Here is a 14426-nt window from a genome sequence, read left to right as displayed (position 1 = left end):
GCGGCGCTGGAGCTGAGAGACCACGGGATATCGCACCGCGATAGACGTTGCCTCACCTCCAATCACCTGCCGCAACCATGAGGGTCAATTCATGAACTTGTACTATCGCGCACTCAGCACGGCACTCTTCTCGGCGGCGCTCGCGGTCGCCGGGCTCTCTTCGGGCAATGCCGAGGCGTCGTCGTCGAGGCAGCCCACCAAGGTGGAGCGCCTCGTGTTCCCGGTGACCCTCTCCGACGGCAACACCTACGACGTCGTCGGCTACCTCTACTATCAGGGTCACGCCAAGTACCGCCCCCTCCAGGTGCTCGTCCACGGCCTGACCTACACGCACGAGTACTGGGATCTCCCGTCGTTCGGCGGACACGATTACTCCTATGCCCAGCACATGGCGAAGGAGGGATACGCCGTCCTGGCGCTCGACATGCTCGGGGCCGGAGAGAGCAGCCGGCCCGACGGCGACTTCGTCGACCTGGCCGAGACCGCCGACAGCGTCCATCAGATCATCACCGAGATGCGCACGCCGGGCGGCGTCTACAAAACGCCTTTCACGCGCGTCGCGCTCGTCGGTCACTCGAACGGCGCCATCATCAACACGTTCGTTCAGAGCACCTACAATGACGCGGACGTCCTCGTGAACACCGGCCTGGCCTTCACGCCGCACCCGATCCCGGTCCCGTCGGAGGCGATCTCCGCGCTGCTGCAGACGCCCTATATCGCGATCCCACCGGAGATGCGCACCGCCATCTTCTACGACACCACGAACGCGAACCCGGCGCTCATCGATTTCGACAACACCACCATCGCCGACACGTTCACGCGCGGGCAGTTCCTGAGCCTCCTCGCCGTCTCCGAGGACCCGACGCTCGCCGGCATCGACGAGGTGACGAGCCCGGTGCTGATCCAGTTCGGGGAGACGGACGCGCTGCAGCCGGCGTCGTACGTGGACTCCGACGCGGCGCTCTATGCCAGCGCCGAGTTCGTCACGACCGCGATCGTCCCCGACACGGGCCATATCCTGAACGGCCATCGCAAGGCGCGGGTCGGCTGGGAGCAGATCGACTGCTGGGTTCACCATAACATGGGCTGGTAGGGCTCGATCGGAGCCTCCGGCCAAGCCGCCTGCCCGGAGCGCCACGGCCGGCAGCCGCCGCCCGCCGTCGCCCGGGCAGCGGATCGCCGGCTTGGCGGCCGCTGCCCGGGATCTATGCTGCCCCCATGCGCGAACAGCTCGCCAAGACGCTCGGGGAGGTCTTCTGGACCGATCTCCGCGCCCACACAGTGCGCGATGCGGTCATCGTCGTCGCCGCCGATCTCGATCTCCTGGACGTCGGCGAGGCCATGGCCGCGAACGACACGGCCGCGGTGGAGGCCTGGATCGCGGCAGGCAAGCTGACCAAGCCGACGGCCGCCGATCTGGTGCGCTGGCCGCAGCAGCACGATCTGCGCTTCCTGTCGCTCGTTGTCGCGCCGTTCGTGCTGGTCCGCCAGCCGGCCTCGCCGCTGCCGTCGTGAGGCGCGCCGCCGGCGCGGCGTGATATCGTCGCCCGCATGCGCCGGTTCGAGTTCGTGCAGGGGACGAGCGCCAAGTTCTGGATGGCCGACGTGGACGACACGACGTTCATCGTCGTCTACGGGCGGCTGGGGACCGCCGGGCAACGCAAGGAGAAGGCGTTCCCCACGGCGGAGGCCGCGCAGCGCGAGTGCGACAAGAAGGTCGCGGAGAAGCTCAGGGAGGGCTACCAGGAAGTGGCCGCCGCCGGGGGCGGCGCGCCCGCCGGCGGCGCCCCCGCTGCCACCGCCGGAGCGGCCGCGCCCCCGCCGCCGCCGAAGCTCGATCTGCCGCCGCGCGTCCAGCCCGGCGAGGCCACCGAGGCGCGGCGCAAGGCCGCCATCCACGCGCTCGCCGCGGTCTCGGCCGCGCGCGGCCGGCGGAGCTGGGTGCTCGGGCGCGCCGTCCGACGCGCCCGCCGCGCGCTCGAGTCGCTCGGCGGGCTCGATCCCGCGACCGACGGGGCGCTGTCCGCCGCGCTGGACGCGCTCCTGGCCCGCGTGGTCGCGCCGAGCGCGCGCGATCGCCTGCCGCTCGTGCGCGCGATCGAGCTGCTCTCGGAGCTCGACGCAGCGGCGTTCGCGCGCGCGGTGCGCGACACCTGGAAGGCCCCGCCAGCGACCTCGCCGGCCGCCGGAGCGCTCACCCTCCTGAAGCGGCAGCTCGAGGAGCTCGACGATCCCGAGCTCGGCCTCCGGCTCGGCGCCCTGCTCGTCGATCGGCCGCACCACGGCGCGATGAGCGCCGAGGCGGGGTGGGCGCGGCGCTGGAAGGCGCTCTCGCCGCACCTCGAGGCGCACCTCGCCCACCGCGGGCGCTCGCTGAAGGAGCTCCTCGCCGGCATCGACGCGGGCGGCGACCCGCACGTCGAGGAGCGGGTCGCGCGGATGCGCGCGGCGTGAGCTGCGCGGCCTGAGCTGCACAGCGTGAGCTGCGCGCCCGGCGCGCGCCTCGAGGCGATGCGCCGGACGGCTCCGGGCCCCGCGGGGCACCCCGGCATCCGCGAACACGCCCCACCCACAAGCGCACACCACGCGGAGGCGATGACGCTTCCGTCAACGTCAGATCGACTCTGGCTTGACCTGCACCACGGGGCTCGCGATTCTCCCAGGCCATCCCGCAAGGGGAGGGCGCCTTGACGAGCTCACCGAACCCGATCGACATCGCGAACGTCAAGCAGCTCGCCACGAGCGGCTCGCCCACCCTGGCCGAGGTCGTCGAGGCGTACCTCGGGCAGCCGGATCCCAAACCGGACGCGCCGCCGCGCGAGGGGGCGCTCACCTTCACGGCGTTCCTGCAGGCGCTCTCGCGCGCGCAGGGCATGCGCTCCCCCGAGCAGCGGCGAGAGCAGTCGACCGACGCATGGAAGCGCTTCCTCGCCCAGGTCGACGCCGCGCCGCCGCCGCGGCTCGAGCTCGCGGACCTGCTCGTGCGCATCTACGAGGAGGGCACGGACGCAGGGCGCGGCGCGCTGCGCGACATCGCCACGAGCGCGCCGCTGGTCTTCGGCGCGTGGGGCGGGCTCAAGCGCATCTACAAGCTGGCCGAGGCGCGGCTCGACGCGGAGCTCTTCGGCGCGCTCGCCTTCCGCTTCGACGTCGAGCTCTCCCGCACCCGGCGGCGCGAGGTCTCCAAGGGGACGTTGATCTACATGCGCCGCCGCGCGTGGCGCTTCCTGCGCGAGCTCGGCCGGAGCACGCCGGAGCTCTACCCGCAGTTCGCGGTCGAGGTCCTCCGCCACTACGCGCCGGGCACGAGCTTCGGCGACCTCTGGGTCGCGAACCACGTCTGGGCGCACGGCACGGGCAAGTACGACGGGCGCTCGTTCCACGGCAACGTCCCGCCGAACGACATGGTGAAGCACCGCGCCTTCGACGAGGCGTGGAAGCGATCGCCCGATCCGCTGATGCTCCTGCTCTCGACCTGCCAGTCCGATCCGCCGGCCAAGTTCGCGATCCAGGGGCTCAAGAAGGACTTCGCCGACACCCTGCGGAGCGTCACGCCCGCGTGGCTGGCCCGCCTCGCGTACCGGCCGCTGGCGAGCGCGCACGAGTTCCTGATCGAGACGCTGCTCGGCTCGCCGGAGCTCCACCAGAGCAAGCTGCGGGGCCTCGGGCTGCACGACGCGGCGCTCGCGCTGCTCGCCTCCCCGAGCGCGAAGGCGCGCACGTTCGCGATCGAGTACGCCCGCGCGCACGCGACGGACCTCGACCCGGAGCGCCTCGCCGCGCTGCTCGACTCCGAGCACAAGGACACGCGCGCCTTCGCGGCGTCGGCGCTGCAGGGCAAGAGCCCGCGCGCGCTCGGCCACGCGTTCCTGGGGCGGCTGCTCACGCACAGCGAGACCGAGGCGTGGGCCGGCAAGGCGCTGAGCGAGAGCTTCGACCGCGCCGAGCTGCCCGAGGGCTTCCTCGTCGACATGCTCTACGGCGAGTCCGAGCAGAAGAAGTGGGCCGCCGCGTACTTCAAGGCCAAGTACCGGCCGGGCGAGCCCGGGGCGGGCTTCTGGGTGCGCGTGCTCGACGACCCGCGCCACGAGGACGACTACCAGGCGACGAGGTCCGCGCTCGACGCGCTCGGCAAGTACCCGATCGCGGCGATCGGGACGCCGTGGCTGCTCGGCTCGCTCACGCGCAAGCGCATCGGGTCCACGGTCGCGACCTGGCTCCAGAAGGCCGACGCGCTGCCCGATCTGACCGCCGAGGGCGTCGAGCGCCTGAAGGGGCTCGTCTTCAGCGCCGAGACGCGCGCGGTCGCGCTGGAGGTGCTCGGCAACCCGAAGATCGTGTCGCCGCGGCAGCTCACGCTGCCCTGGCTGCTCGCGCTCGCGCGGCGCGCCGATCCGACGCTGAACGGCTTCGCGCGCCGCTACCTCCTGTCGCACATGAAGCCGCAGGACTTCGACGCGGGGCAGGACGCGAGCGGCCGCGGCGACCGCGAGGCGGGCACCGCGAGGCTGTTCGCGCTCGCGCTCGGCGAGAAGGAGCCCGAGCCGATGCGCGCGTTCGCGCAGACGTACCTGCGCTGCCACCACCCCGTCCTCGGGCCCGAGCAGAGCGAGGCCAAGGAGCTCGAGCTGAAGCCGGCGCTCAAGCGAGGCGCGTTCACCGCCGAGCGGATCTGGCCCGCGCTCTCCGACAAGCGGGACGACGTCCGGCGCTTCGCCGCGCTCATCACGCGCGCCGAGCTCCGGGCGTGGGGCTACCAGACCCGCGTCTACGAGCTCGCGCACAGCGACGCGAAGGAGGTGCGCAACATCGCCTTCGACGCGCTCCGCAAGGTCGGCGATCCGTCGGCCGATCCGGCGATCGCGCTCACGCCGGAGGAGCTCGATCCGGCGCAGGTCTTCGCGCTCACGGAGAGCCTGAAGAAGAGCGCGCGCGAGCTCGGCCTCTCGCTCATCCTGAAGCACTATGCGCGGCTCGGCGGCCCCGAGCGCCTCGGCTGGCTGATGCAGAGCGCCGACCGCGAGGTGCGCCTCTTCGCCGTGCGGATGCTCTGGGAGAAGCACCGGCCGCGCGATCTGCCGCCGGGCTGGCGGCCGCGCGGGGCGCGGGGAGACGACGCCCGCCCCGCGGCGGAGCTGCCCGAGGACGCGGGGCGGTTCGCGGACGTCGAGGCGCTCCGGCGCTTCCTGCGGTACGTGCTGTCCGGGATCCCCGCAGGGAGGTCGCCGGAGCCGGGTGACGACGCGGGCTCGCGCAGGCGCCTCTCGGCGAGCGAGGCCAAGCGGCACGTGATCGAGGTCGTGCGCGATCTCGCGGTCGAGGACGCGGCGTTCGCTGCGCTCGTCGCCCCCGTCATCGCCGAGTTCACCGGGTCGATCGCGAAGGGCGAGTGGCAGGCCTGCCTGGCGGCGCTCCTGCGGCTCAAGCACGCGCACCCGGGGCTCGAGATCGAAGGCCTCGAAGCGGTCGGCGATGGCCGGGCGCCCCCGAGCGTCGGACAAGCGGCCGGCGATGGCCGGGCGCTCCCCAGCGTCGGACAGGAGAGCGCATGAGCCACGCGATCGGCCATTACGAGAAGGTCCGCGCGCTCGCGATCGGCCCGCGGCTCCTCGCGGTCGGCGGCGTGCGCGCGCCGGCGCCGAGCGATGCGGGCGGGACGCGCGAGACGCGCGAGACGCAGACCACGCGATCCCCCGCCGGCGCGAGCCAGGTGACGCTGTTCGATCACGTGGCGAACAAGCCGGTTCGCTCGATCGACGTGCCCGCGCACGTGCTGGGCCTCGCGTTCGCGGGCGACCTGCTCGCGGCGGCGTGCTCCGACGGCGCGCTGCGCCTCCTCGCGGGCGGCGGGGCCGACGGGCGGGCGATCGACGCGCACCCGGGCGGCGCCACGGCGATCGCCGCGGGCGTGTCGCTCAACGCCGGCGCGCGCCTCGCGACCGTGGGGGTCGACGGCGCGCTGCGGGTGTTCCGTGTCGGCGAGGGCGCCGGATCCCCTGCCCCGCAGCCCGGCGCCGCGGTCGAGATCTCGTCGTTCGCGCTCTCGGCGGCGCCGCTCCGCGCCGTCGCCTTCGATCCTGCCGGGGAGCTCTGCGCCGCGGCAGGCGACGACGGCGTCGTCCGCGTGGTCACGCTGTCGACGGGCGCCGTCCGCAACATGCCCGGCCACGACGGACCGGTCACGGCGCTCGCGTTCACGCCGCGCGACGGGCGGCTGGCCTCGGGCGGCGACGACGGCACCGTGCGCCTCTGGTACCTCGTCGGCGACGTCGAGTGCGAGGTGCGCGGCGCGGACGGGAGCGGCCACGCGGGCGGCGTCCGCGCGCTCCTGTGCCTGCCCACCCCGCCGCCGCAGGAAGACGGCAAGGAGAGCGGCGACCGCCTGCTGTCCGCAGGCGCGGACGGCGCGATCCGCATCCACCGGCTCGAGGACAAGCGCAAGCCGCGCACGCTGGAGACGAGCGCGCTGCCGCTGCACGCGCTCGCGCTCGCGCCGGCCGCCGCGCGCAAAGGCGCGCGCGGGCAGGCCGCCCGCGGCGGGGCGGACGCGAAGGACGGGCTCGGCGCCGTCTTCGCCGCAGGGGACCGGCGCACGGTATGGCGCTTCCCGATCGACGCCGCCGGCGTGCCCGCGGACGGCACCGCAGAGCTCGCGCACGGCTTCGATGTCCTCGCCCAGGCGCTCTCGGGCGCGCGACCGGCCCGCGAGAGCGCCGTCAAGACGCTCGCCTCGCTCGACGAGCCCGAGGCGCTCGAGGCCGCGCTCCCCGTGCTCCGGTCGGACCGCGATGCCGAGGTGCGCGCGCTCGCCGCCCGCGAGCTCGGGGAGAGAGGGCGCCGCGGCGCGCGCGCGAAGCTGCGCGAGGCGCTCGACGACGAGAGCCCGAACGTCCGCATGGCCGCGCTCGAGGCGCTCCGCGCGATCGAGCGCGACACGCCGCTCGCCCCGCTCCGGGCAGCGCTCGGCGCCCGCGCCGCGGACGTCCAGCGCCGGGCGCTCCTCGAGCTCGGGAGGCTCTACGGCAGCTCGCCGCTCATCCCGGGGCTCATCGCCGAGAAGCTCGCTGGCCGCGACGCGTCGGTGCGGCTCACGGCGCTCGACCAGCTCCAGAAGATCCACCCGGACGGCCCGCAGCCGCTCCGCGCCGCCTTCGAGCGCGGCCCGGCCGACCTCCGGGTCGAGGCGCTCATCCGGGCCGCGCTCGCCGGCTGGCTCTCGGCGCCGGAGTTCGCGCCGATCGCGGCGCGCGCGCTCGACGACGAGGACGCCGAGGTGCGCCGCATCGCGTTCGCGGCGAAGGTGATCGAGCGTCGGGCGCTCGCCCACGCGCTCGAGGCGCGCGACGAGGATCTAGGCCGCGCGGCGATCGACATCGCGCGGCGCGCGGCCGAGGTCCTGCGGCGCGCCGGCGCGGGCGGCGCGGAGAAGCCCGCGGCGAACGCGAAGGATGGGGCGAAGGACGGCGCGAAGGCCGCGGACGAGGCGGCCATCAAGGCGGCGCGCGCCCGGATCCCCGGCGTGGGGAGCCCGGGGGCCGAGCCCGCCGAGGCCGACCTCGAGCCGCTGCTCACCGCGATGGCCTGCCGCACGCCGGACACGGCGGTGCGGGGCGCGCGCGGCCTCGCGCAGCTCGGCGACACGCGCGCCCTCGGCGCGCTGCTGCAGCTCACGCGCGAGCAGGACCCGTCGCTGCGAAGGCAGGCGGCGACCGCGCTTGCCGAGCTCCGGGACACCCGCGCCGAGAAGCGGCTCATCTGGATGCTCGACGACGCGGACGGCGCGGTGCGCGCCGCGGCGCTCGACGCCTACGCGCGGCTGGAGTCGTCGGCCCCGCTCGTCGTGGCCGAGGCGTCGCTGCGCTCGTCGCAGGAGGACATCCGCGTCCGCGGGCTCGACCGGCTCGTGGCGCTCGCCGGCGAGGGCAAGGGGCCGAGGCCGCCCGAGGCCGAGGCGCTGCTCGCCGACGCGATCGAGGACGAGTCGCCCAAGGTCCGCCGCGAGGCGTTCCGGACGCTCTGGTCGTGGCACACCTCGGATCCGCAGACGGCGCTCGACCGCGCGCAGCTCGCGCGCTTCCCCGACCTGCGCCTGCGCGCCGTCGAGGAGCTCAAGGCGCACGGCGAGCAGCCGTGGGCCGCGGAGCGGCTGCACGCGGCCATCGGCGACCGCGACGCGAGCGTGGCCCAGGCCGCGTACGACGCGGTCGTCAAGCTGCGCGGCAAGGAGGCCGCGGAGCCGCACCTCGCCGCCATGGCGTCGATCCACCCCTCGGTCCGGGAGAGCGGCGCGCGCGGGGCCGCGCACATGCCGGCGGGCGACGACGCGCGCAACGCCCTGCTCCGGCTGCTCGCCACGCGCGTGCCGGTGGGCGAGGCCGCGCGCAGCGCCCTGAGCAAGCTGCTCGAGGACGAGCACGCGGGGCCGCGCATCGCGGCGATCGAGGCGCTCGACAAGCTGCTGCCAGGCGAGGCGGGGCCGCTCCACGTCGGCCTCCAGTCGAGCCACCTCGACCTCCGGGTGCGCGCGGCCGAGCTCTGCGCCGTCCGGCGCGACGAGCAGCTGCTCAACCCGATGCGGGCGCTCCTCGCCGATCAATCCCTCTTCAAGCAGCTGCCGATCCAGGTCCTCGGCCCGCTGCGCGCCCGCGCCGCGACCGCGCTGGCGACGCTCGGCTCGCCGCGCCTCGTCAAGTACTTCGCCACCGAGCTCCTCAAGGACGAGTACCCCGACGTGCGCGAGCAGGCCGCGCGCGGGCTCGCGATGGCCGCCCGCCGCGGCGAGGAGGGCTACCTGCTCGACGCCATGGGCCACGCCGACGTCGCGGTGCGGTCGTGGGCCGCCGACGGGCTCGCGCGGCTCGGCGACGTGCGGGCGCTGCCGGTGCTCACGGGCACGCTGCGCCACGATCACCCGCCCATCCGCGTCGCGACGATCATGTCGTTCGCGGCGCTCGGGCCCGAGGGCTACGGCGGCATGCTGCAGGGCCTCGAGGACAGCTCGCGCGAGGTCCAGGAGATCGTCTTCGCGATCGTGCTCGCGCGCGACCTCAGGGCGTTCCGCCGCGGCGACCCGCCGGACCTCCTGACGAGCGCGCTCTCGTCGCAGCGCTCCGACGTGCGCTTCGCCGCGGCGCGCGCGCTGGAGCTCCGCACCGATCCGGAGGCGTACCTCGCCCACCTCATCGAGGCGCTGATGCCCCCGCGCCCCGACGCGGCGGAGCAGGGCCGCGCGGCCGACGGAGAGAAGCCCGCCGGCATGAAGGACTGGCCGCCCGAGGTCGCGCGCGGGCGCATCCTCGTCGGCCTCGCCGAGGCGCTCGCCAGCGACGACCCGCAGCAGCGCTACGCAGCCGCGCAGGTGCTCCGCATCCGGCGCAAGCCGGTCGACTACTTCCGCGAGGCGAAGCGCGTGGCCGCGCTGCGCCCCGCGGGCGCCCACGTCGTGGCGGACACGACCCCGCGCGCCGCGGAGGAGAGCGACACGAAGCCCGCGAAGGGGTGGCTCCGCCGCCTCTTCGCGCAGCCCGAGCCGACCGGGCAGAGCGGCCAGAAGCAGGGCGACAAGCCGGCCGGCGACGCGGTCCCGGAGGGCGAGCAGCGGCGGCTGCGCTGGCTCGCGTTCGGCGCGTACATGGGCCTCCTCCGGCAGGTCTCGGCGGGCGACGACGAGGCGCACCGCACGCGCCGCGACGCCATCGACCGCATCGTCGACGTCTGCGCCAAGGGGCACGTCAGCAGCACGGCGGCGGTCCCGCCGCTCGTCCGGGCGCTCGACGACCCGCACCACCTCGTGCGCAAGGCGGCGTTCGCCGGGCTCAAGGCGCTCTTCCCTGCGGGGGCGGGCGAGCCGCTCGCGCTCGGGCTGGCGTCGGCGTCGGCCGACGTGGCGCGGACCGCGCTCGACGAGATCGCCGCGCGGGGCGGCGACGCCCGCCCCGAGATCGTGCGCGCGCTGAGCTCCGCGCTGCCCGACGTGCGCCGCTACGCCTTCGAGCTCCTGGAGCGGCTCTCGCCGAAGGGCAGCCTCGATCCGCTCCTCGCGGCGCTCGGCAGCGAGCACGCCGACCTGCGCCTCGGCGTGCTCGAGCGCCTCGCGTCGTCGAGCGATCCTCGCATCGTGCCCGCCCTGTGCCGCGCGATGGAGAGCGATCACGACGACCTGCGCCTGCGCGCTGCGGAGCTCCTCGCCCGCAGCCGCGACGATCGTGCGGTCGACGTGCTCTCGGCGTTCCTGCGCGAGAGCGCGACCGCGTCGGCGGCGCGCGCGCGCAAGGCGCTCGTCGCGCTCGCGAGCGACGCGGCGGTGCAGGCGCTCGCGGCGCGCATGGATGAGGCCGCCACGCCGGCGGACCGCGCCGCGCTGGCGGGCGCGCTCGGGAGCACGCGGAACCCCGCGGCCACCGGCCCGCTCGCGGCGCGCTTCGACGACGAGGCGGCCGAGGTCCGGAGCGCCGCGCTCAAGGCGTGCCTCGAGATCGTCGACAAGGGGCGCGAGCGCGAGAAGCGCGAGACGGCGCTCGCGCTCGCGTTCCTCGCCGCCGCCACGCGCGCGAAGGACCCGGCGCTCCGCCTCGCCGCGGCGCGCGAGCTCGATCTCGGCGACGATCCCGCGCAGAACGACCTCCTGGTCGCGCTCTTCGCGGATCGCGATCTCCCCACGCGCGTCGCGGCCGTGACGTCGTACGCGAAGCGCGTCAAGGACAAGGGCGCGCCCTCCGGGCCGCTCGAGGCCGTGCTTCGCGCGGGCGCGCGCGAGCTCGTGCTGCCCGCCGCGGAGGGGGTGGCCGAGCGGGGCCTCGCGTCAGCGCTCCGGCCGCTCCTCCTCGTCGTGCGCGCGGGCGAGCCCGGGGAGCGCGAGCGCGCGCTGCTCGCGCTCGGCACGCTCGGCGACGCCCGCGCGCTGGAGGAGCTCGAGGCGGTGGCCGCCGGCGGCACAAAAGAAGCGCCCATCGAGCCGAGCATGCAGGCCGCCGCCACGGAGGCGCTCGGCCGCATCGCCCAGAAGCTGGGGAGCGCCGAGCTCCGCAAGCGCGCCTCGGAGCGCGTCGAGCAGGCGCTCCACGCGGACTCCGTCGATCTCCGTGAGTCGGCGGCGAAGGGCGTGCGCTGGCTCGGCGGCGAGCGCGTCCGGGTGCTTCTCGAAGAGCTGGTGCGCGCCGGCGACACGCCCGACAGGCTCCGCGTCGTCGCGGTGAACGAGCTCGGCCTGCTCGGCGACGGCGCGGCCGAGCCCGCGCTCGCCCGCGCGCTCGACGCGCGGAACAGCGAGGTCCGCAAGAACGCGCGCAAGGCGCTGGAGAAGCTCTTCCCTGGCGAGCGGACGCGCGTCGAGCTCCTCGCGGTCGGGAGCCAGCACGACGACATCGCCGGCCCGGCGGCGAGCTACCTCGCCGCGGAGGCCGACCCGGCCGAGCTCTTGCCCCGGCTCGCGGCGCTCAAGGACGGGAACCTGCGGCAGCGCCTCGCCATGGGCCTGCTCCGCCGCGGCGCGCTGCCGGTGGCCGCGCTCCTGCGCATGCTCGAGGACGAGCGCGCCCCGGCGCGGCAGGAGGCCGCGCGGCTCATCGCCGCCGGCACCGTGGCCGGCGATCGCGGGGCCCTCGCGGGCGCGCTCGCCGCCGCGGCGCAGCGCACCGCGGAGCGCTGGTCGGCCGCGCACGGCGACGAGCGCAGCGCCGAGGCCGCGGCGTGGCGCGAGCTCCTCTGGGCCGCGGGGCGCGCCGGCGCGACCGCGATGGCGCCCGCGCTGCGCGCGCTCCTCTCGAACGACGGCGCTCCCGGCGAGGTCCGCCGCGAGGCCGCGCGCGCCCTCGGCGCGCTCGAGTCGGCCGCGAGGTCCGCAGGGGCCGCGCCGCCCGCGGGCGCCGTGGAGGCGCTCACGGCGGCCCTCAAGGACATGGACGCCGGCGTCCGGGCCTCGGCGTCCGCCGCGCTCGCCGCGCTCGCGCCGGACGGCTCGGCCGCGATCGCTGCGGCGGTGAAGCCGTTCGACCCGGTCGCCTTCGGACCGACCGCGCGCGTCGCCTCGCCCGAGGCGCTCGCGGCGCTCGCCGCGACCGAGCCGGGCCGGCGCCTCGCGCTGCCGGCGATGCTCGCGCGCCGCGACGTCGCCGCGCTCGCCCCGCTGATCTCGCTCGCGCAGGGCAGCGGCGGGGACGCCTCCGCGCGCCTCGACGCGATCGCGGCGCTCGGCCGCGCCGGCGGCGAGCGCGCGCTCGAGGCGCTGGCCGCGCTCGCGTTCGGCAAGGAGAAGGCCAAGGAGAAGGCCGACGTCGCCGTCCGCAAGGCCGCGTACCGAGCGTACCGCCGCGCGAAGCGCAAGGCAGCGGATCCTCGCGCGGCGCGGCTCGCGTCCGCGCGCTCCTCCAGAGAGCCCGAGACCCCCGAAGGAGTCAACGCATGACGGCCGCACTCGCCCGCCCGATCCTCCTCCGGTACGCCGCGCCGAGCGAGCTCGCCGCCTCCCCGCTCCACTCGAGCGTGCGCCTCTCGCTCGACGGCGCCCGCGGCCCGGTCGGCGTGCGCGGCACCGTCCGCGACGCGGCGCTCTTCCGCGACGCGATGGCCGCGCTGGCGACCATCCTGGAGAGCGATCTCCGGTACAAGGGCCGGGATCGGACCGCGTACCTCGCCTACCTGATGAAGCAGGGCAAGAAGGCGACGGCGGCCATCTGGGAGGCCCAGAAGGCGTTCCTGGAGGGCGCCTTCCCCGACGACGCGGCGGGCCAGGGCGACGGCGCCGCCGCGAAGCCGAGGGTCTCCGGCGCGCTCGATCCCGTGCTCACGGTGCACCCGGACGAGGTCTCGATCGAGGTCTTCTCCCGCGACGAGAGCGCCTACGCCCGGCTCGCCTTCTCCAGCGACCTCTTCGAGGGCCGCGAAGCGGCCCACGGCACCGCCTTCGTCGATCTCTCGCCGCGCATCGTCGAGCAGATCGATCGCCTCCGCGCCTACGCGAAGGTGGAGCTCGACGCGGGCGCTTCGCGCGGAGACGCCGCGGCGGGCGCCACGCCGATCGAGCGCTCGCTGGAGGTCCCGACGACCTGGCTCCGCGGCTTCCTGCAGGTGCAGTCGGCGGCGACGCTCCCCGCCGTCTCGTGCGAGCTCGCGCCGATCGATCTCTACAACGCGCTGTTCGTGCTCCGCACCCGCAAGGCGAAGAAGCCGCCCCGCGGCCTGCGCTTCGAGCTCGTCCCCGGCAAGCCGCCGCGCCTCATCCTGGAGCCCTGGGAGATCTTGATCGAGGGCCACGGCCCTCCGTACGAGGGTCCGCCGCGCGTGGTCCGGACCTTCGGCCGGCAGCGGCTGCTCGCGCTGTCGCGGCTCCTGCCGCACGTGCAGCGCGTGCGCGCCGAGCTCCGAGGCCCCGGGCTGCCTGTCTTCTGGGTGCTCGATCTGGGCCGCGCGACGCTGACGATCGCGCTCACGGGCTGGACCGACAGCAGCTGGGCCAGCGCCGCCTCGTTCGACGCCCTGATGCCTCGCGAGGGGAAAGGCGGCGACAAGGCGCGCGCGGCGCTCGACGCGCTCGCGGGCAGGCAGCTCGCCCTCCTCCGCGAGCGGGGGCCGCTCCCGCTCGCCTCGCTCGCGGCCGGCGGAGGCGCCGAGGACGCCCGCGCGGCGCTCCAGCTCGAGTGCCTGCGCGGCCGGGTGCTCTACGACGTCGCGCGCCGCGTCTACCGCCCGCGCGAGCTGTTCGCCGATCCGGTGGACGAGCGCGACATCCGCTACAGCTCGCCCCGCGAGGCCGCGGCCCACCGCCTGCTCGGCGCGCCCGGCGCGGTGAGGCCGACCAAGGTGCACGAGATCGCCGGCGAGGGCACCGAGATCCACGGGGAGGTCGCGGACCGGGAGGCGCACCGCGACTTCGCGCCGCGGTTCACGATGGATCTCGAGGGCCGCGTCTCCGACGCGTGGTGCAGCTGCCCCACGTTCCGCCGGAGCGGCCTCCGCGAAGGTCCGTGCGAGCACATGATCGCGCTCCGCGTCGCCTACGCCCGCGAGCGCGCCGAGCGGGACGCCTTGCGCCAGACGGCCGAGGGGCGGTCGCTCATCCGCGCGGAGACGCGCACGTACGTGCGCCGCGAGGCCTCGGGCGCGGAGGTCGTCTACCGTGTCTCCCTGGACGAGCGCGTAGTACACCTGTCGTGGGGGGCGCGCGCCGAAGCGCCTCGACACCAGCGCATTTGGTTTGACACGGACGGCGAAGCGCGCGACGCGTATTTCAAGAGATTGGATGCGTTGACGTCCTCTGGGTTCGTGGACGCCGACGCGTCGTCAGCATGAGAATGGGAAGGAGGGCAAGAAAAAGAGACTGTTCGTGTTGCCAGGAGAGGTTCTGAACGCACCAGCCTCCGCGCCTCGAGCGCAGGAGCGGCGTCGCGCCGCTCTGGAGGAACCGCCAGTCACTCTCCGCAAGGTAGCCT

6 protein-coding genes are annotated in these 14426 nt (G+C 75.4%); all 6 read left to right on the top strand.

Going from position 1 to position 14426, the window contains the following annotated elements:
* The first annotated feature begins 91 nt into the window (after positions 1-91).
* The 6 genes from POL72_RS37400 (at position 92) to POL72_RS37375 (ending at position 14286) form a co-directional block, all read left to right on the top strand.
* Positions 92-1093 (top strand): alpha/beta hydrolase, encoded by a 1002-nt coding sequence (locus POL72_RS37400; protein WP_272101605.1) that lies wholly within the window; start codon positions 92-94, stop codon positions 1091-1093.
* Between the two features lie 125 nt (positions 1094-1218).
* Complete coding sequence (locus POL72_RS37395) at positions 1219-1515, top strand: DUF2288 domain-containing protein (protein ID WP_272101604.1); 297 nt, start codon at positions 1219-1221, stop codon at positions 1513-1515.
* A 36-nt stretch (positions 1516-1551) separates the two neighbouring features.
* A complete protein-coding gene (locus POL72_RS37390; protein ID WP_272101603.1) occupies positions 1552-2454 on the top strand; it encodes a WGR domain-containing protein in 903 nt (300 codons plus the stop codon).
* Between the two features lie 233 nt (positions 2455-2687).
* The gene (locus POL72_RS37385) at positions 2688-5552 is read left to right on the top strand and encodes a hypothetical protein (protein WP_272101602.1); all 2865 of its coding nucleotides are present in this window, start codon (positions 2688-2690) and stop codon (positions 5550-5552) included.
* Positions 5549-12403: a HEAT repeat domain-containing protein gene (locus POL72_RS37380; RefSeq protein ID WP_272101601.1), complete on the top strand. Its 6855-nt coding sequence runs from the start codon at positions 5549-5551 to the stop codon at positions 12401-12403. Before POL72_RS37385 ends, POL72_RS37380 begins: the two co-directional genes overlap by 4 nt.
* Positions 12400-14286, top strand: coding sequence for an SWIM zinc finger family protein (locus POL72_RS37375; protein ID WP_272101600.1), 1887 nt, complete (start codon positions 12400-12402; stop codon positions 14284-14286). The genes POL72_RS37380 and POL72_RS37375 overlap by 4 nt, the downstream gene beginning before the upstream one ends.
* Positions 14287-14426 lie beyond the last annotated feature (140 nt).

The sequence above is a fragment of the Sorangium aterium genome (assembly GCF_028368935.1).
Lineage (GTDB): Bacteria > Myxococcota_A > Polyangia > Polyangiales > Polyangiaceae > Sorangium > Sorangium atrum.
Note: the sequence above shows the minus strand (reverse complement) of the source record. Positions and strands in the feature narration are given on the sequence as shown.

What these genes read in the sequence shown, in the direction of transcription:
- POL72_RS37390 (WP_272101603.1), top strand. Translation starts at nt 1,552, where the DNA reads ATGCGCCGGTTCGAGTTCGTGCAGGGGACGAGCGCCAAGTTCTGGATG.
- POL72_RS37375 (WP_272101600.1), top strand. Translation starts at nt 12,400, where the DNA reads ATGACGGCCGCACTCGCCCGCCCGATCCTCCTCCGGTACGCCGCGCCG.
- POL72_RS37395 (WP_272101604.1), top strand. Translation starts at nt 1,219, where the DNA reads ATGCGCGAACAGCTCGCCAAGACGCTCGGGGAGGTCTTCTGGACCGAT.
- POL72_RS37380 (WP_272101601.1), top strand. Translation starts at nt 5,549, where the DNA reads ATGAGCCACGCGATCGGCCATTACGAGAAGGTCCGCGCGCTCGCGATC.
- POL72_RS37400 (WP_272101605.1), top strand. Translation starts at nt 92, where the DNA reads ATGAACTTGTACTATCGCGCACTCAGCACGGCACTCTTCTCGGCGGCG.